General features: G+C 40.6%; 9 protein-coding genes and 1 pseudogene. 2 read left to right on the top strand and 8 right to left on the bottom strand.

Going from position 1 to position 21,690, the window contains the following annotated elements; genetic code table 11:
* Positions 1 to 347 precede the first annotated feature (347 nt).
* A pseudogene (locus tag BFG52_RS05560) lies at positions 348 to 11,075 on the bottom strand (ESPR-type extended signal peptide-containing protein); the annotation flags it as partial.
* 1,305 nt (positions 11,076 to 12,380) lie between these two features.
* Between BFG52_RS05560 and BFG52_RS05555 the strand changes: the two are divergent.
* Positions 12,381 to 13,235: a hypothetical protein gene (locus tag BFG52_RS05555; RefSeq protein ID WP_067553438.1), complete on the top strand. Its 855-nt coding sequence runs from the start codon at positions 12,381 to 12,383 to the stop codon at positions 13,233 to 13,235.
* A gap of 70 nt (positions 13,236 to 13,305) precedes the next feature.
* Here the strand turns inward: BFG52_RS05555 and tauD are convergent, their stop codons facing one another.
* The 5 genes from tauD to BFG52_RS05525 form a co-directional block, all read right to left on the bottom strand.
* On the bottom strand, positions 13,306 to 14,166 hold the full coding sequence (gene tauD / locus BFG52_RS05550) for a taurine dioxygenase (RefSeq protein WP_407639244.1): 861 nt from the start codon (positions 14,164 to 14,166) through the stop codon (positions 13,306 to 13,308).
* A 1-nt stretch (position 14,167) separates the two neighbouring features.
* Positions 14,168 to 15,046, bottom strand: coding sequence for a taurine ABC transporter permease TauC (tauC, locus tag BFG52_RS05545; protein ID WP_081408628.1), 879 nt, complete (start codon positions 15,044 to 15,046; stop codon positions 14,168 to 14,170).
* Entirely contained in the window at positions 15,043 to 15,834 is a 792-nt protein-coding gene (locus BFG52_RS05540) for a taurine ABC transporter ATP-binding protein (protein WP_067553433.1), read from the bottom strand. Before BFG52_RS05540 ends, tauC begins: the two co-directional genes overlap by 4 nt.
* A 3-nt stretch (positions 15,835 to 15,837) precedes the next feature.
* Positions 15,838 to 16,872 carry a taurine ABC transporter substrate-binding protein gene (tauA, locus tag BFG52_RS05535; RefSeq protein ID WP_067553427.1) on the bottom strand — a complete coding sequence of 345 codons (1,035 nt, stop codon included), beginning with the start codon at positions 16,870 to 16,872 and terminating at the stop codon, positions 15,838 to 15,840.
* 277 nt (positions 16,873 to 17,149) lie between these two features.
* Positions 17,150 to 18,505, bottom strand: a complete 1,356-nt coding sequence (locus tag BFG52_RS05525) for a dicarboxylate/amino acid:cation symporter (protein WP_067559169.1) — start codon at positions 18,503 to 18,505, stop codon at positions 17,150 to 17,152.
* Between the two features lie 625 nt (positions 18,506 to 19,130).
* Between BFG52_RS05525 and BFG52_RS05520 the strand changes: the two genes are divergently transcribed.
* Positions 19,131 to 20,150, top strand: coding sequence for a glycosyl transferase family protein (locus tag BFG52_RS05520; protein ID WP_067553423.1), 1,020 nt, complete (start codon positions 19,131 to 19,133; stop codon positions 20,148 to 20,150).
* A 214-nt stretch (positions 20,151 to 20,364) separates the two neighbouring features.
* Here BFG52_RS05520 and BFG52_RS05515 read toward each other — a convergent pair whose 3' ends face one another.
* Positions 20,365 to 20,628, bottom strand: a complete 264-nt coding sequence (locus BFG52_RS05515; protein ID WP_067553421.1) for a YeaC family protein — start codon at positions 20,626 to 20,628, stop codon at positions 20,365 to 20,367.
* The gene (locus BFG52_RS05510) at positions 20,625 to 21,536 is read right to left on the bottom strand and encodes an NAD(+) kinase (RefSeq protein ID WP_067553420.1); all 912 of its coding nucleotides are present in this window, start codon (positions 21,534 to 21,536) and stop codon (positions 20,625 to 20,627) included. The genes BFG52_RS05515 and BFG52_RS05510 overlap by 4 nt, the downstream gene beginning before the upstream one ends.
* Positions 21,537 to 21,690 lie beyond the last annotated feature (154 nt).

Raw genomic sequence — 21,690 nt, 5'->3', positions numbered from 1 at the left:
ACGCTTTGATCAAAAACATCGCAATCATACACTACAAATGTAATTTTTAAACATTTTTTGTATAACATATGTTCAATTAGATCATTTTTTGTATTTTTATCGTCCTTTTAGTCATTAATTTCAGTGTTATCAATAAAATTAAAATATAAACAAACTAGTACTCATTTCTAGGAATTTGTATGCAAAGTTAGAAAATTGCTCCCCAAAAAAAAGACCACCTCCGCAGAGGTGATCTTTTTTGTTTCAAAAAATTAATGAGATTGGTGTTTTTTAGCAGTATTTACTTACCATACGCGACTCACACCAGCACCAACGGTAGATTTGTCTTGGCTGTTAAATGCCGCACTGCCTTTGAAGACCCATTTGCCATCATCAGATGAGAACGAACCACCGACAGCAATCGCATTTTGACCACGATAGCTACCAACACCGACCCCTAATGACTTCTGACCACCAGCCATAACTTGTGGAATGTTCGCCATGGCCGACACGCCCGCAATACCGGCACGAGAATGTTTGTCGACATTATAAACATAGCGGTTTGTATCATTAATTTGTTGTGTGAAGACCTCTTGCGTTTCGGCAAGTGTAGATTTCACATCATTTAATTGCGATACATTCACGGCATCAGTCGCCTTGGTTCCCGCTGCAACATTGGTAATTTGACGTTCTTTGCCTTCACTACCAACAGAGACGGTATTCTCACGATCTGCAACTGAGCCCTGACCGAGTGCTACGCTATTTTTGCCTTTGGCAACCGCATTATTACCCAATGCGACTGCATTTTCAGCACTTGCCTCTGCACCACTACCACCAGCAAGTGTGTTTTCAGCAGTTGCTTTTGGTTTAACTGCAGGTGCTTGGGTATTGACTTGGAACATCCCGTCTTTACCCTCTTTGAGGTTATTTACATCAGTTTTCACATTGCTAATGTCTTCACTCATACCATTGGTCACGTCATTAATACGCTGATCGGTATAGTCTTTGGCATCAGATAAAGTTTTGTCTAATTGGCCTTTATTGACTGCATCAGAAGCGGTAACACCGTTCGCAACATTTTGAATGGTTGTACCACCAGAAGTCACGACACTATTCCCTTTACTGTCTTTAGCAATGTTTGCTGGTTTGCCAGCTAACTCCAATTTGTCTTTATCAACCTGACCATTTCCATCAACAGCATAACTTACAGTGCCTTCAGATTTGGCGACAATATTATTGACTTGACCTTGGATCGTACTCACTCGACCATCGATATTGCTTAATGCACCACCGATATTGGTAAAGACTTGACCACCTATCTGATAATTAGGTCCAATGAGATTGCCGTTATTGTCTAGCATTGCACCTCCGCCCAAGGCTTTGGCAAGGTTCTCATTACTGGTAAAGAGTTGACCACCATTAATCGCATCACGAGAATCTTTCGCAATTTTGCCATTAGCAACATTGGTCAATGTACTGCCTTGACCGGCATTGTCATTGAGGCTCACTTTGCCGCTTTCATCATAAGTTACGACATTTAAGAGTTTGCCATCTTCACCCAAAATACCAACGTCTTTTAAGCTCTTGTCTAACTGACCTTTGCTCACTGCATCACCAGCATTGATACCGTCTTTGATGTTACTGATTACCGTACCTGCCGCATCAATACCATCTTTAGTTATTGATGGACCATTGGCGCCAATTTTAATGCCATCTTTGACTGTCAGCTGATCTGCCAAGTTAAATTGGAAGTCCGTACCACTTTGCGTAATGTTAATATTGCCATCTTTATTGGTGTAGTCGATGGTTGCATCTTTGGCAACCTTCACCGCACCCGTACCATTGGCAGATACACTAAAGGCACCTTGGTTTAGGGTCTCAGTGATGCTCGTAATGCTGCTGGTGTTATCTGTTACACGACCATCAACATTGCTAATCGCATCACCGAGGTTATTGACGGTTTTACCATCCACGCTATAGCTTGGCGCAGTGACTTTACCATCTGTACCAACCGTTGCACCACCACCTAAGGCATTCGCTACAGATTGATTGCTGCTATAGATCTGAGCGCCATTGACAGCCTCTGTAGAGTCTGCAGCAACTGTGCCAGCAGCAACATTACTAATCGTTGTGCCTTTACCAGCATTTTCTCTAAGCGTTACAACGCCTTGATCATCATAGGTTACGGCATTGCCAATAATGCCTGAATTGATAATTTTGTCATTTAAATCTTTGATTTTTTCATTCGATTCAAATAATTGACTACCAATTACTGCATCGGTAGAACCTGCTGTCAGTGCGCCTTTAGCAAGATTTGTCACTCTAGTGCCACCAGCATTAATACCACCTTGCGTAATACTTGGTCCATCGACAATTTCTAAGCCCTTATTGGTTAATGCAACATTGTTACCAACTTTCACCGCATTTGCGACATTCACGTTATCGACTTTTATAGTGTCGGCTAGATCGAACTCAAAATCTGTACCACTTTGCGTAATGTTAATATTGCCATCTTTATTGGCATAGTTAATGGTTGCATCTTTCTCAACCTTCACCGCACCCGTACCATTGGCAGAAACACTAAAGGCACCTTTGTCTAGGGTTTCAGTGATGTTGGTTACGCGGTTATCAACATTGGTAATAGATTTATCGACATTGGTAATGGCATCACCGAGGTTATTCACGGTTTTACCATCAACGGTATAAGTTGGTGCAGTGACTTTACCATCGGCATCAACCGTAGCACCACCACCTAAGGCATCCGCTACAGATTTATTGCTGTTATAAATCTGAGCACCATTGACTGCATCTGTTGAGGTTGCAGTTATTGTACCTGCGGCAACATTGCGAATATGACTCGCTTTACCATCTTTGCCTTTCAGCACAACATTACCATCTTCACCATAAGTCACTGCAGCAATTGCATTACCGTCTTTATCGAGAACGCCTGCACTTTCTAAGCGCTTGTCTAATTGACCTTTGCTCACTGCATCGCCAGCATTGATACCGTCTTTGATGTTACTGATTACCGTACCTGCTGCATCAATACCATCTTTACCAAGCGAAGGACCATCAGTACCGACTTTAATGCCGTCTTTGACTGTCAATTGATCTGCCAAGTTAAATTGGAAGTCCGTACCACTTTGCGTAATGTTAATATTGCCATCTTTATTGGCATAGTTAATGGTTGCATCTTTCTCAACCTTCACTGCACCCGTACCATTGGCAGAAACACTAAAGGCACCTTTGTCTAGGGTTTCAGTGATGTTGGTTACGCGGTTATCAACATTGGTAATAGATTTATCGACATTGGTAATGGCATCACCGAGATTATTCACCGTTTTACCATCAACGGTATAAGTTGGTGCAGTGACTTTACCATCGGCATCAACCGTAGCACCACCACCTAAGGCATCCGCTACAGCTTTATTGCTGTTATAAATCTGAGCACCATTGACTGCATCTGTTGAGGTTGCAGTTATTGTACCTGCCGCAACATTGCGAATATGACTCGCTTTACCATCTTTGCCTTTCAGCACAACATTACCATCTTCACCATAAGTCACTGCAGCAATTGCATTACCGTCTTTATCGAGAACGCCTGCACTTTCTAAGCGCTTGTCTAATTGACCTTTGCTCACTGCATCGCCAGCATTGATACCATCTTTGATGTTACTGATTACCGTACCTGCTGCATCAATACCATCTTTACCAAGCGAAGGACCATCAGTACCGACTTTAATGCCGTCTTTGACTGTCAATTGATCTGCCAAGTTAAATTGGAAGTCCGTACCACTTTGCGTAATCTTAATATTGCCATCTTTATTGGCATAGTTAATGGTTGCATCTTTCTCAACCTTCACCGCACCCGTACCATTGGCAGATACACTGAAGGCACCTTGATTTAAGGTTTCAGTGATGTTGGTAATGTTGGTGGTGTTATCTGTTACACGACCATCAACATTGCTAATGGCATCACCAAGGTTATTTACGGTTTTACCATCAACGGTATAGCTTGGTGCAGTCACTTTACCATCAGCACCAATCGTTGCACCGCCACCGAGCGCATCGGCTACAGATTTACCAGTCGCGTACAGCTGGCTACCATTGACCGCTTCGGTTGATTGATCAGTAATTTTTCCTGCACCGAGATTGCTAATCACGCTACCATCTTTGCCTTTCAGCACAACATTGTCGTCATCACCATAAGTCACTGCAGCAATTGTATTACCGTCTTTATCGAGAACGCCTGCACTTTCTAAGCGCTTGTCTAATTGACCCTTGCTTACTGCATCGCCAGCATTAACACCATCTTTGATGTTACTGATTACCGTACCTGCTGCATCAATACCATCTTTACCAAGCGAAGGACCATCAGTACCGACTTTAATGCCGTCTTTAACTGTCAATTGATCTGCCAAGTTAAATTGGAAGTCCGTACCACTTTGCGTAATGTTAATATTGCCATCTTTATTGGTGTAGTCGATGGTTGCATCTTTAGCAACCTTCACCGCACCCGTACCATTGGCAGATACACTAAAGGCACCTTGGTTTAGTGTTTCAGTGATGTTGCTAATGTTGGTGGTGTTATCTGTTACACGACCATCAACATTGCTGATCGCATCGCCAACACTTTTCACTTCTTTGCCATCAACGGTATAAGTAGGCGCAGTGACTTTACCATCTGTACCAACAGTTGAACCACCACCTAAAGCATCTGCTACAGCTTTATTGGTATCGTACAATTGTCCACCAGTCACAGCATCTGAAGAACCTTCTTTCAAGGCACCTTTACCGATATTGGTTACTCTTGTGCCACCAGCATTAATTCCACCTTGAGTAATGTTTGGCCCATTGCTGATATCCAAACCTTTATCAGATAAAGTAATGCCACCAACTTGTATCTCTTTTTTAACACGTATAGTGTCTGCTAGGTCGAACTCAAAATCTGTGCCACTTTGTGTAATCTTAATATTGCCATCTTTATTGGTGTAGTCGATGGTTGCATCTTTGGCAACCTTCACCGCACCCGTACCATTGGCAGATACACTAAAGGCACCTTGGTTTAAGGTTTCAGTGATGTTGCTAATGCTGCTGGTGTTATCAGTTACACGACCATCAACATTGCTGATGGCATCACCAACACTTTTCACTTCTTTACCATCAACGGTATAAGTAGGCGCAGTCACTTTACCATCAGCACCAATCGTTGCACCGCCACCGAGCGCATCGGCTACAGATTTACCCGTTGCATACAGCTGGCTACCATTAATGGCTTCGCTTGAATTTGCTGCGATGCTACCACCTGTAACATTGCTGATCAGACTACCGTCTTTACCAGTTAATACAACATTACCGTTTTTATCATAAGTTACCGCAGCGATTGCCTTACCATCATCTCCGATCAAACCTGAATCTTTGATTTTGTCATCAAGCTCTTTGATTTTTTCATTCGATGTAAAGAGTTGATCACCTGTCACTGCATCCTTAGAACCAGCACCTACCGTACCAGCACCAACATTACTAATAACTTTGTTTGCCGCATCGATACCATCTTTACCGAGTGAAGGACCATCAGTACCGACTTTAATGCCGTCTTTGACTGTCAGTTGATCTGCCAAGTTAAATTGGAAGTCAGTACCACTTTGCGTAATCTTAATATTGCCATCTTTATTGGTGTAGTCGATGGTTGCATCTTTGGCAACCTTCACCGCACCCGTACCATTGGCAGATACACTAAAGGCACCTTGGTTTAAGGTTTCAGTGATGTTGCTAATGCTGCTGGTGTTATCAGTTACACGACCATCAACATTGCTAATCGCATCGCCAACACTTTTCACTTCTTTACCATCAACGGTATAAGTTGGCGCAGTCACTTTACCATCAGCATCAATCGTTGCACCGCCACCTAAGGCATCTGCTACAGATTTACCCGTTGCATACAGCTGGCTACCATTAATAGCTTCGCTTGAATTTGCTGCGATGCTACCACCTTTAACATTGCTGATCAGACTACCGTCTTTACCAGTTAGTACAACATTACCGTTTTTATCATAAGTTACCGCAGCGATTGCTTTACCATCATCTCCGATCAAACCTGAATCTTTGATTTTGTCATCAAGCTCTTTGATTTTTTCATTCGATGTAAAGAGTTGATCACCTGTCACTGCATCCTTAGAACCAGCACCTACTGTACCAGTACCAACATTACTAATGACTTTGTTTGCTGCATCGATACCGTCTTTACCAAGCGAAGGACCATCAGTGCCGACTTTAATGCCGTCTTTGACTGTCAGTTGATCTGCCAAGTTAAATTGGAAGTCTGTACCACTTTGCGTAATGTTAATATTGCCATCTTTATTGGTGTAGTCGATGATTGCATCTTTGGCTACCTTCACTGCACCCGTACCATTGGCAGATACACTAAAGGCACCTTGGTTTAAGGTTTCAGTGATGTTGCTAATGCTGCTGGTGTTATCTGTTACACGACCATCAACATTGCTAATGGCATCGCCAACACTCTTCACTTCTTTACCATCAACGGTATAAGTTGGCGCAGTCACTTTACCATCAGCATCAATCGTTGCACCGCCACCTAAGGCATCTGCTACAGATTTACCCGTTGCATACAGCTGGCTACCATTAATAGCTTCGCTTGAATTTGCTGCGATGCTACCACCTTTAACATTGCTGATCAGACTACCGTCTTTACCAGTTAGTACAACATTACCGTTTTTATCATAAGTTACCGCAGCAATCGCTTTACCGTCTTTATCGAGAACGCCTGCACTTTCTAAGCGCTTGTCTAATTGACCTTTGCTTACTGCATCGCCAGCATTAACACCATCTTTGATGTTACTGATTACCGTACCTGCTGCATCAATACCATCTTTACCAAGCGAAGGACCATCAGTGCCGACTTTAATGCCGTCTTTGACTGTCAGTTGATCTGCCAAGTTAAATTGGAAGTCAGTACCACTTTGCGTAATCTTAATATTGCCATCTTTATTGGTGTAGTCGATGGTTGCATCTTTGGCAACCTTCACCGCACCCGTACCATTGGCAGATACACTAAAGGCACCTTGGTTTAAGGTTTCAGTGATGTTGCTAATGCTGCTGGTGTTATCAGTTACACGACCATCAACATTGCTAATCGCATCGCCAACACTTTTCACTTCTTTACCATCAACGGTATAAGTTGGCGCAGTCACTTTACCATCAGCATCAATCGTTGCACCGCCACCTAAGGCATCTGCTACAGATTTACCCGTTGCATACAGCTGGCTACCATTAATAGCTTCGCTTGAATTTGCTGCGATGCTACCACCTTTAACATTGCTGATCAGACTACCGTCTTTACCAGTTAGTACAACATTACCGTTTTTATCATAAGTTACCGCAGCGATTGCCTTACCATCATCTCCGATCAAACCTGAATCTTTGATTTTGTCATCAAGCTCTTTGATTTTTTCATTCGATGTAAAGAGTTGATCACCTGTCACGGCATCTTTAGAACCAGCACCTACCGTACCAGCACCAACATTACTAATGACCTTGTTTGCCGCATCAATACCATCTTTACCGAGTGATGGACCATCAGTGCCGACTTTAATGCCGTCTTTGACTGTCAGCTGATCTGCCAAGTTAAATTGGAAGTCTGTGCCACTTTGCGTAATGTTAATATTGCCATCTTTATTGGTGTAGTCGATGGTTGCATCTTTGGCAACCTTCACCGCACCCGTACCATTGGCAGATACACTAAAGGCACCTTGGTTTAGTGTTTCAGTGATGCTTGTAATGCTGCTAGTGTTATCTGTTACACGACCATCAACATTGCTAATGGCATCGCCAACACTCTTCACTTCTTTACCATCAACGGTATAAGTTGGCGCAGTCACTTTACCATCAGCACCAATCGTTGCACCGCCACCGAGCGCATCGGCTACAGATTTACCCGTTGCATATAGCTGACTACCATTAATGGCTTCGCTTGAATTTGCTGCAATGCTACCACCTGTAACATTGCTGATCAGACTACCGTCTTTACCAGTTAGTACAACATTACCGTTTTTATCATAAGTTACCGCAGCGATTGCCTTACCATCATCTCCGATCAAACCTGAATCTTTGATTTTGTCATCAAGCTCTTTGATTTTTTCATTCGATGTAAAGAGTTGATCACCTGTCACTGCATCCTTAGAACCAGCACCTACCGTACCAGTACCAACATTACTAATAACTTTGTTTGCTGCATCAATACCATCTTTACCAAGCGAAGGACCATCAGTACCGACTTTAATGCCGTCTTTGACTGTCAATTGATCTGCCAAGTTAAATTGGAAGTCTGTACCACTTTGCGTGATGTTAATATTGCCATCTTTATTGGTGTAATCGATGGTTGCATCTTTGGCAACCTTCACCGCACCCGTACCATTGGCAGATACACTAAAGGCACCTTGGTTTAAGGTTTCAGTGATGTTGCTAATGTTGGTGGTGTTATCTGTTACACGACCATCAACATTGCTGATCGCATCGCCAACACTTTTCACTTCTTTACCATCAACGGTATAAGTAGGCGCAGTCACTTTACCATCAGCACCAATCGTTGCACCGCCACCGAGCGCATCGGCTACAGATTTACCCGTTGCATACAGCTGACTACCATTGACCGCATCGACTGAATCCTCAGAGATTATACCTTTATTGACATTAGTCAATTTTCTTTGCAGAGTTTCATTACCAAAAGATACGGTATCTGCTGCTGTAGCTGTTGAGGCATTACCAATCGCAATACTATTTTGTGCTGTAACCGATGAACCATTACCTAAAGCAATACTATTTTCAGCTTTTGCTAGGGCATCTCGACCAATAGCTGTTGACTTATTATTTGCCAACGCATTACGACCTACTGCAACAGCACTATCACCCGCTACAGTTAACGTACCTATAGCAGTTCCACTACCCTTAGCATATCCACTAGCACCTAAGACAACCGATCCATAACTTTCTCCTCTCGCATTACTACCAATTAAAACAGCACCACCATGCTTGGTCCCTCCGTCAGGGTTTTCAATAACAGCATTTTCCCCCATTAAAATACTATTCCCAACAGCAACGTTGGTTCCACCGGTAGTAACTTTATCTTTGTAATATTCATCACTCAACAATAGCCAATCATCTTTATTTCTGATAGTCATATCACCACTCGTCGAAGTGGAAATTGGCACTGCTACACTGCCATTCGATGTCGATATTTGATCGCTTAACTCAGAAAGCGCAGCACCCACATTGGTGACATTTTTTCCGTTAACTGTATAGCTTGGTCCTGTGATGCTACCATCGGCATTGAGCTTAGATCCACCACCTAAACTGTCTGCTAGTTTGCTATTGGTAAGATAAAGCTGACTACCATTGACTGCATCAAAAGATGCATTCGCAATTGCACCTGGTGCTACAAAAGTCAATTTACGTTGTAAACTCGAACTACCAAAAGATACGGTATTGGCAGCACTTGTTAATGAGGCTGCACCGATAGCGATTGCATTTTCATGTACTGCTTTAGCATTACGTCCTAAAGCAATAGCATCGTTTTTGTCGACTGTTGCAAAACGTCCAATCGCCACACCACCAGTACTGACAGCCGAGGAAATTGCACCTATTGCCACACTATTTGTATTAGCAATTGCCTCCCTTCCTACAGCAACACCTTGCGATTTACCTACCGAAAAAGCACCCAATGCAATACCACCATTGGCTGTTGCAGCAGCACCCATAGCAATACTATGAGAACCTTCTGCTAGCGTTGAATCACCAAATGCAATGTTTGCATTTCCTTTATTATTGTTAGAAGTAGAATTTCTTACAATTGCATCACGACCTATCGCATAACCATAAAAGTACTTTTCACTAAGGCCAGCTTGATCCAATTTAATATCATCACGCCCTGAAAGAGTACCCCAATACTGACCATTCGTTTGAAAACTGAAAGCGGCATCTGTCTGCAAAACAGGTGTACCGCCATTTGCTGATGTCGATATTTGATTGCTTAACTCAGAAAGTGCCGCACCTACATTGGTGATATTTTTCCCATTAACCGTATAGCTTGGTCCTGTGATGCTACCGTCGGCATTTAACTTAGATCCGCCACCTAAACTGTCTGCTAGTTTGCTATTGGTGAGGAAGAGCTGACTACCATTGACTGCATCAAAAGATGCGTTAGCAACTGCACCGGGTGCCACAAAAGTCAATTTACGCTGTAAACTCGAACTACCAAAAGATACAGTATTTGCTAACGTGGCCTGCGAATTAGAACCTATTGCTACAGAATCTGTGGCACTCGCCGAGCTCCCCATCCCTAATGCAACAGCCTTTACTGCTCCAGACTTACTTTCAGCACCAATAGATATCGCGCCTTTCGATCCTGCTCCAATCTTAGTACCAACACCTAATGCGATTGAATCTCCTGAATTAGCACCAATCTCAATCGTATCCCCGACCGCAACACTACGAGCACTTGTTTTATCACCATAAAGCTTTGATTGATTATCCAAATCAGCCAGCGAGCTAATAGTATTACCATTTAAAATAGTAATTTTATTTCCTATTGCTACTGATGAACCAGATAAAATGGCATTAGATGTTCCTATTGAGGTAACATATCTTGCTGCAATATTTCCATAAAAATTAGTTGCAGTTGTTGCTAACCCTAGTCCACTTTTTATAGTATTTGAATTTAGATTTACAGTGGCTAAGTTAATTGACGTACTGCTAGAATGTCCACCTATGACTGTAGCGTTTTCGCCAGCCGCAACAGTATTTTCCCCTAAGGCAATAGAATTATTGCCTATGGGTTTTGCATTTTTACCTAATGTAATGGAGTTTGTACCCGCTGCATTCACATGACTTAACGACGATAAAGCTAACGTCAACGCCGTAACACTCAATAATAAAATACTTTTACTGGTTGCTTTTGGTGTAGATTTACACCCCACCTCATTCACGGATGATTTTGTTTTCTTTTTTGAACTCGCCAGTTCGGAAACAGCGACCCAAGTACCTAATGAAGCATTCCAAATACATTTGTATACTTTATTCATCTTATGCACACCTTAATTACCCAACATTTTCTTTTGTGTTCTTTTATTGCCTGCATAAAACATCGTCTAATTATCATTTATAGACATAATTTTTGTGTAAAACACATAAGCAATAAAAGTTATTGTTTGACATACATTAATTTCTATATACGCTTTTAAAAACCCAACTTTTAAATATAACTAAATTGTTATGCGTATTTTTTAAGTTAATGTGATATTTATCAAACTTAAGATTGCATGTTATTAAATAAATCCAACTGATTTGTATAAATTACATTCATAAAAAAACCATAAAAATGAGAAACAATTGAGTTTTTATAAACAAAGTACAAAAACCAATAAATATTATTTATATTTTTCAGCATCTTATATTTTATTAAAATTAAATTACTTCATTTTATTGATTTTTTATCAATTATCTCGAATTACAATTGTTAAATAAGATTACACTTAAGCCTAATAAATAAACAAAAGTATAATTTTCAATCACTTGATTTTTTCAATAAATTGCGAAAGTTTTGATTAAAAACCAAGCAAAAATAATATTAAGCGATTCAATATAATAGATTTAATTTTAAACATTATTTGAGCAATAAAATGATTAAAAAAAAGCTACCTGTTCAAGGCAGCTTTAAAATTAGTCATAGATACGATATTTTTTGGAAAATTGCGCTTATTTAATGACCTAATAAACAGTATTCATAAACCAATCTATTGACAATTCAATATAAATATAGTTTTAAAAAATAAGATTTCATTATAAAAATCTGCTTTAAGGGGCCGTCATTTAAAAAAAACAGTTATTTACATGCAACCCAGCTCTTCAGTTGTCAATTATTTAATTCGCCCCAAAACCAATCTCCCCCATAAAATTATTAACTATATCTACACCATAATCCCATCTACCACATACATAGGCAGTTAAATGCTTTGCAGCACGGATAAACCAATAAAAGAAGTCGATCTGATCGCAATGAAAAAGTATTCAGTACACCTTAATATTTAGCCATACTTCATAAAAAATCATCAGAGGTTTCGCTTAAACTCGCTGTTTTGTTAATTTTATGTAAACAAAAAATGTGATTACACACAAAAACAATAAGTTAAATAAAATATAAAAAACAGTTATTTATGATTAATTAAATCAAAACTTAATTTAAGAAACAAATAAAAACTCACTTGTTCATTTATTTTTTATCAGATAAGTAATTGAACATTACAATAAGTAATTTGTTTATAAAAATACTTAACAATAGAATACTTAGTCTAAATTCCTAACCCTGTGCTAGATCAATATAGAGAAGAATGATGAACAATCATGTTGCCAATAAATTCTATCAAAATGACCCAGCAGATTTCGTATCAACGACAACTGAGGCTGCTTCGACTTTAGAGTGCTCCTTGGAGATCATGCAAGAAATCGCACAGTGGTTAATTAAATCTGGAATTGGTTATAACGAATTTAGCAGTGCACTTAAGCCATTATTCTATAAAGCCGCCATACAAGAAGCGGACCGCATAGAGCAGAAGAAAACAGATTCTTCCTTGAGCTTACTTGCAGGTTTACACCGTAAAGATATCCGTCAATATCGTTTATTAGAAGAAAACCATCAGACCATCGATAGCGATCTAGAAAAAAACTTTGCAAGCAACATTCCTACACGTGTTGTCGCCAAATGGCTGGAAAAAAAACTACCGTTTCGTATTGCAACTGTCGGTGAACAAAGCTTCGAGCAATTGGTAAAAGAAATAACAACAGAAAAACACCCGCGCTCTATTTTATTAGAAATGAAACGCTTAGAGCTTGTTTCAGAACAACATGGTGAAATCACTCTACAATGCTTTTCTTCACTCGATAAAGTCAATCAATCACTACGCCAGCAATGTTTGAGTCAAAATTTAACCACCCACTTAAAAGCAGGGTTATTTAATATATTTGATTGTGAGCAATATTTTTTAGAACAAGCGATTTCGATCGATCACTTAAGTTTAAATTCCATTGAAAAACTCAGAGTACTGAGTCAAATACTTTGGGATAATTTGTCACATGAATTTCAAATTGCAGCACAGCAGTGCATAGAAAAAGATCGCCATGATCCCAATGCACAATATGCAATTCAATTAGGTATTTATAGCCACAACACCTTAAAAAGCCAATAAGATAGCGCCCAAAAGCATAACAAGGTTTCAAGTATCTCCCTGAAACCTTGTTATGCTTAAGCTTTACAGATTATGAAGCAATTTCATAATAGGGAATGTCACCATTAATGGTGGCACGATGCATAATTCGATGCGCATCACCATAATCAAATAATGCTTTGTGCTGCGTGCAGCGATTATCCCATATTGCGACATCACCATTGTGCCATTGCCATCGAATATGAAAGCGTGGTGCGGTACTATGTGCAAATAAAAATGTCAATAATTCATCACTTTCGGCTGGATCTAAGCCATCGATCTGTGTTGTAAAACCTTCACTAATAAATAAAATTTCTTCTCCAGTAACGGGATGACTACGCACCACAGGATGATGAACTGGTGGATTACGTTTAAAAGTTTGCACTAATTTTTCACGCTCAACTTCATTTTGTGCAAAACGTTCTAAAGGAAAAGATTTGCGGATATCGTGTGTTGCCGTTAAACCACGTAATTTTTGTTGTAAATCTTGATCTAGCGCCGCAAAAGCTGCTGTAGCACTTGACCATAAAGTATCACCGCCATGTTCAGGAATCTTAATTGCTTGTAATACACAACCTAAAGGCGGGCGCTGACTAAAGGTTACATCGGTATGCCACAATTCATTATCACGTAAATCTTGTTGCCAACTATCAAGTACAATAATTTCTGGGACATCTGCGACCGTTGGAAAAATTGGGTGAATATGCAAACTGCCAAAAGCGCGTGCTAATTCAGCCTGTGCTATCGCAGATAATTGCTGCCCACGGAAAAAAATCACTTGGTAATCTAACAAGGCTTGCTGGATCTGCGTCAGGCTGTCAGCATGTAATTGACTGAGATCAATATCATGAATAATTGCACCTATATTTGCATTAAGTTGTTCAATCTGTAGTGTTGTCATCGCGATGCCTATCTTAAAGTTGCTGACCATACCAAGGTGAAAGTTGTTGTTGAATCCAACGTAAAAAAAGCTCAAATGCTACAGCAACAACAGCAATCACAATAATACCGAGCACGACGGTATCGGTAATGAGAAATTGTGCTGCCGACTGCACCATAAAACCGATGCCACGATCTGCTGCGACCAATTCTGCAGCAACCAAGGTTGACCACCCCACCCCCAAACCAATACGAATACCCGTAATAATATGTGGCAGTGCTGTCGGTAAAATCACGTAGCGCAATACCTGACTACGGCTAGCTCCTAGGGATTGTGCAGCACGTTCACGATTTAATTGATGGCTCATTACACCGTGAGTACTGCTGATAATGATGGGTGCCAAAATAGAAAAGAAAATCAGTAAAACTTTTGTGCTCTCGCCTATTCCAAACCAAATCACCAATAAAGGTAAATAAGCCAATGGTGGGATCGGGCGTAACAGCTCAACCAAAGGGTCTAAAATAGCGCGCGCATACTTGTTGAGTCCCATCCACAAACCCAGAGGTACACCAACCACAATTGCCGCAAATAGGGCCAACATGACACGTCCAATACTGGCTGCCAGATGCTGCCATAATGTGGCTTGCATAAAGCCTTGTTGACTCACGCTCATGAACTTATGCCACACGGCGCTTGGGCTAGGTAAAAATAATGCAGGTACCCATTGCAAGGCACTGAGCAAGAACCACAATATAAGCAGCACCAACACACTACTCAGGCTCAATATACGATTGCGTTGTTGTTTCAACACACGCTGTAAGCTACTGCTAAACTCCGCTTTCAGCACTGGATCACTTACTTTGACGGCATCATCTGATATTTTACTTATGCTTGGATCGACTGGCTGGCTCATTGCAGTACCTCACGTTGTTGCTGCTGGGTTGCACTCAATTGCTCAAATAAACGCTCTCTTAAAGCGATAAACTCTGGATCAGATTTAATCTGTCGAATAGACTGACCATTACGATAACGTTCAGCAAAATCCAATCGCAGCGTTTGCACGATACGTCCTGGTCGAGCGCTCATGAGTACCAACTGTTGTCCCAGTAATAAGGCTTCTTCAATATCATGGGTAATGAGGAAAAATCCTTTGCCTTGTGCAATCCACAAATCTAAAACCAGTTGTTGCATACTCTCCCGAGTAAAGGCATCTAATGCTGCAAAAGGCTCATCTAATAAAATAAAATTAGCATGACTCATTAAAGCTCTAGCAATGCCTACCCGTTGCTTCATGCCACCCGACAATTGCCATATATTGGCGGTCGCAACATGGCTCAAACCGACAATTTTTAAAATATTGTCGACATGCTGTTGGGTTTGTGCGGCATTGATGCCTTTCAACTTCAAAGCAAATGCAACATTTTCAGCGACATTTAACCATGGCATAAGCGCATGCTCTTGAAAGACCACGGCGCGTCGTGCATCTGGACCCGATACGGTATCATGGTCTATTTTTACCACCCCACGACTTGGTGCTTGAAAACCCGCCAAAATATTGAGCAAACTGGTTTTACCACAACCAGATTCCCCTAAAATGACGGTGAGCTCACCTTCGGCAACTTCGAGTTGAATATCTTCTAAAATAGCGATAGGATTTTGCTCAAAATTAAGACCAATCTGCTGTGCGCGTAATATAGGCATGGCTTAGTCTCCCAATTCGATATAATCTGCCGTCACATAATCTTTATAATCAGCTTTTACCTGATCAACCTTAGCTTGTGATTTTAAAAATTGCGCGGTATCTAAAATATTTTGAGCCAATACGCTTTGTAATACTTGCTGCTGCTGCGTCGCATTTAAATAATCATTACCCGCCAATAAAGTAATCACATCGGCCTGATCAGAACCTGTCAATGCTGCAATTTTGTGAATCTTGTTGTCATCTGCGACATAGGCGATAGGATCTTTTTGATAAGCATCAAATTGTTTTAAGCTGGTTTTTACAAATGATTTAAGGAATTCCGGATTTTTTGCCGCAAAATCTTTACGTACCACCCATAAATCATACGTCGGTGCGCCCCACTCTCCAACTTGTTTGGAATGTGTTAATACCTGCCCCTGATTGTTTTTTAAACGGCTCAAAGTAGGCTCCCAGACATAAGCACCATCAATATCACCACGTTGCCAAGCTGCTGCAATTTCAGGTGGACGTAAATTGATGATTTTGACTTGATTACTGTCAATGCCCCAGTGTTTTAAAGCCATTAATAAGCTGTAATGGGTGGTCGAGACAAAAGGAACGGCGATTTTTTTACCGATTAAATCTTGCGCTGTTTTGATCTTGGCACGATCCGCCACCACAAAAGATTCAGACTCCCCCAAACGCGACGCCACAAAAAACACTTCAACAGGAAGATTCTGGCTCGCAGCGGCTGCCATAGGACTAGAGCCAATATTCCCGATAACCACATCACCTGATGCTAAGGCATTAATCACATCTGAACCCGCATCAAATTTTTTCCATTGAATTTGACGTGCACTATCTCGTTCATAATCACCATCGGCTTGCGCCACTTTACTGGGATCAATACCCGTTTGATAAGCAATGACCACAGCTTTTTGATCCGTTGTCGTATGCTTCGTGTTAGCAACAAAATAATTTTGATAAACAATGAAACCCACAATAGCAATGATCACAATTGCGGTAATAACTAAAGGACGTGTGGATTTACCAGTCATAACATTTCATTTAATAAAGATTATTGGCATATGTTATGAACTGTAGCTTAGCAATTAAAATAATAATTTTTGCGTTACTTATTCAATATTCATCAATCTGCATCAAAAACGCGGGGTTGTGCTGCAAAAAAGCACCGCTATGACACTTAGCTTTTTTTAATTCCTTATAAAAACAATGGATTAAAAAATCAAAAGCCGAACTATAAAAACTATAGCTCGGCTGTTTAAAGCGACTTAAAAATAAGGCATCGCTTTTAAAAATTAATTTACTTGTCAATTAAGCTGAAGCTTTAGCATCCTCTTCAGGCTCTTCTAACATCATACGGTCAACTTCGTTAGGGTTATTCAGAGCAAATTGTAGTTTTTCTTCGTCTAATTCACCCACAAATTTTGCCACCACAATCGTTGCCAAGCAGTTACCCACCAAGTTGGTCAATGCGCGTGCTTCAGACATAAAGCGGTCGATCCCGAGTATTAAAGCCAAACCAGCAACAGGTATATGACCAACAGCCGCCAAAGTTGCAGCCATCACAATGAAGCCAGAACCAGTAACACCTGCCGCGCCTTTGGATGAAATCAATAACACAACCAAAAGGGTAATTTGATGTGTGAGATCAAGCTGAGTATTGGTCGCTTGTGCAATAAAGATCGCAGCCATGGTCAGATAAATTGATGTTCCATCTAAGTTAAAAGAATAACCCGTTGGAATAACCAAACCGACTACTGACTTTTCACAGCCTACAATATTGAGTTTTTTCAACATCCGCGGCAATACAGATTCAGAAGATGAGGTACCCAATACAATCAATAACTCTTCACGAATCATGCGGATCATTTTTAAAATACTAAATCCACATAATCGGCTGATGCTGCCTAAGATAATGAAGATAAAGAGTAAACACGTCACATAGAAGCAAATAATTAACTTAAATAATTGCTCTAAGCTACTGATACCGTATTTACCGATGGTAAATGCCATGGCACCAAAAGCACCAATTGGCGCTAATTTCATGATCATATTGACGATATTGAAAAAAACTTGTGCAATCTGATCAATAAAAACAAGGACTGGACGACCTTTAACACCCAGACGGTGTAAGGCAAAACCAAAGATAACCGCAAACATCAGCACTTGCAGAATATCACCGTTAGCAAACGCACCAACGACGGTATCTGGAATGATATGCATCAAGAAATCAATGGTTGATTGCGACTCGCCCGAAGCAACGTATTTGGAAATACTATTAAAATCCAAAGTTGCAGGGTCTACGTTCATGCCCACACCTGGTTTAGCGATATTAATCACTACTAAACCAATGATCAGTGCAATTGTTGAAACAATCTCAAAGTATAGTAAAGCAAAGCCACCAGTTTTACCCACTGATTTCATGCTTTCCATACCCGCAATACCACTCACGACCGTACAGAAAATCACTGGCGCAATGATCATTTTGATCAATTTAATAAAAGCATCACCTAGTGGTTTTAATTGTTCACCGAATCCTGGTACATGTTGTTCTACATTATTAATAATTTGTGTGCTACTAGGGAAATAATGTCCAATCAGGACACCTGCTATAATTGCGACAATCACTTGAAAATAAAGTGATTTATACAAAGGTTTTTTAGCCATACTAAGTACTTCTGTATGATCAGATGCGAGAATACCGCAGTACCGCATACCGAATGAATGAACCGTCCTTTTAAAATACTAAAAAGACCCTAATTTAAAGATGAATCAACTTTCGTCTTCAATGCAGACACCGTGCTCTGTTTATAAACCAGTCAGTCAATAACCTACTTTGCAGAGCTTTATAGATATGAAAGCGAGCTTATTCTAATAAAGTTTTCAATTTCTGTTCTTGATTTTTGTGAAAAATAGACTATTTTTTAAGCAGCACATCACTAGACATTAGTCTAATATCACGCAAATAAATGTAGATTAAAAAATACTCAATATTGAGTGATATATATCACAATAAAATAAACAATTGTGATTGGTAATATAATCTCATAATTTTCATTGTGTTAGCTTGAAAGCTTGCTGGCATCGTGCTTTGGCACAGTAAAAATTATTTTCTAGCAACACAACACACATTTTAAGCATGTTGCGCAATGAACTGTTTGGAATTGATGATTTTTAACACAAAAAATGCTTATTTTTTAGCTACTTTTCAAGCTTGCTAGATTGTGAAATTTACTGCTATGGTGAGGGGTATTTTTTCCCATTATGACAGCATGCTGGCTGAGTAATCTATATGTCCAATCAACGCAATCTATATCAACACGTCGAACATCCTTTTGCACACTACGTACGTATACTCGGTAAAGGTAAACATGGTTCACGTTCATTAAGCTTTGATGAAGCTTATGAGGCTTTTGGCATGATTCTGCGTCGGGAAGCATTGGATGTACAGCTCGGGGCATTTTTAATGTTGCTCCGTGTTAAAGAAGAATCTGTTGATGAACTGGCAGGTTTTGTACAAGCCACCAAGGACCAATTACAATTCCCTCCCCTTGAGGTCGATTTAGACTGGTCATCTTATGCAGGTAAACGCAAACATTATCCTTGGTTTATTTTGGCAGCACTGACACTGGCACAACATGGTTATCGGATTGTCATGCATGGCGCAGCGGGCCATACCATCAATCGCCTCTATACAGAACAAGTATTGCAAGCCTTAGGTTATCCGCTCTGTGAAACTGCAACTGCGGTCGCAGAACAGTTACAACTACACAACTTTGCTTATATGCCTTTAGCCGCAATCTCACCAGTTTTAGATGAGCTGATTGCGCTACGCAATATTATGGGCGTGCGCTCTCCTGTACATACCTTGGCACGACTGATTAACCCATTTCAAGCCAAAGCGACTCTACAAGCCATTTTCCATCCAGCCTATCGTCAATCACACCAACAAGCAGCGGCACGCTTAGGCTATCAAAATAGTGCCGTCATCAAGGGCGAAGGCGGAGAGTTTGAACGTAACCCTGATGCCAAAACGCTGATCTGTGGCATACGTCAGGGTGAGTTATATGAATATGAACTGCCTAAACTTACTGCACTACGCAGTGAGGCTGAAAATGATTTAGATCTAGATAGATTTAAAGCTGTTTGGGAAGGTCGTATGGATCATGCTTATGCGAACCATGCCGTGGTAGAAACCATGGGCATTGCTCTATATACCATGGGGATCTATGATAATTACCCTCAAGCCATGCAACAAGCACAGCAGCTCTGGCAACAACGCGCCAAAAACATCTCTCAAGATCCAATATAACCCTGATGATCTTCTTAAATGAATGAACAGCTTTAAATTCATCAACGGCTTTAAATTAATAAGCCTGTTAAAAAAAGCCAGTACTATAGGATAGTAACTGGCTTTGGGGCTTTGCACGGTCTAGCAACAATGCTAACGAGGCAAACGCTAACGCTAAATAAGCATAAACCCGATATCAACGCTTTCGCTTGTACAATCGGTCTAGGCTTAACTCTTAAATAAAGCGTATCGGTAAGTCCTGTTGCGGTTGATCATCTTCACAGACCTCACCTTCATGCTTAGTGCCTTTGTCGATATAACCACTACGTTCTGTTTCAGCAAGATTTTGATGTTCCCAAGCGATCACCGCTTGCATGCAAATCTGGCGCTGTTCAGCAGTTAAAGCCACGCCATTGGGCCATTTGCCTATTTCAACTGCAGTTTTTAAACGGGCAACGATATCGTGGTCTAACACGCTAAGCATTTGTTCAATATTCATGTTTCATCCTGCTGTTGCAATGCATCAAAATCTTGGTTCCACCCCAATTTGGTTCGACATGCCATATAAAAGTCATAACCTGGTGGATGTAAAAGGGTCAATTTAAAGGGATGCTTACGAATATGCAAGCTATCACCGACACTTAGAGAAACGCTGGCCTGACCATCAGCACTCACCATCGGTAAGACACGGTTCTCTCGTATATTTATTTTTATTTCACTTTGCCCCCCCACCACGATAGGACGTGAAGACAACGTGTGAGGATGCATGGGCACTAGGGCAATAGCGTCTAAGCTAGGATGTAGAATTGGACCACCGCCAGACAACGCATAAGCGGTTGAACCCGTTGGGGTCGACACAATTAAACCATCACTGTGTTGCCGATAAACATATTGACCATCGATATTCAGTTCGAAGTCAATCATATGTACCGACTTTCCTGAATGTAGCACAATATCATTTAATGCCACTGCCTGATAGATGACTTCATTTTGACTACGGATTTCTAACTCTAATAAAAAACGACGATCGAGTTGGAACTTGCCTTTTAACACCTGATCAAGTTTAAAAATAACTTCAGCAGGTTTGATGTCTGTCAAAAAACCTAAGCGCCCGCGGTTAACGCCCAGTACTGGGGTATTGTATTTGACTAAGGCTCGTGCCGCATGTAGTAAAGAACCATCTCCTCCCACAACAATGACCAAATCGACAACTTCACCTAATAAATGACGACTTACTGTTTGGGTGTTTTCAAAAGGGACCAGTTCTGCTGTTTCACTATCTAAAACTGGATGTAAGCCTAGACCAAGTAAGTGATCATGAATAAGACATAATGTATCTACGACCGAGGCTTTGTCTGGCCGTCCCATTAAACCGATATTTCGAAACTTTTTGGGTGATATGTGCACCGACGTTCAAACCCCACCATAATCAAGCTTAAATAATAGCAATACAATCGTTTGAAAAACAAATGTTACACCAATTTTGTATGCTTTGTATCTGACCATCGCTAATATTTCACAGTTTAATTATTGCAAATTGAGGAAAAGCTTCGCATGATAA

The organism is Acinetobacter larvae (assembly GCF_001704115.1).
Lineage (GTDB): Bacteria > Pseudomonadota > Gammaproteobacteria > Pseudomonadales > Moraxellaceae > Acinetobacter > Acinetobacter larvae.
The sequence above is the reverse complement of the archived record's forward strand: the minus strand, read 5'-3'. Positions and strand labels throughout refer to the sequence as shown.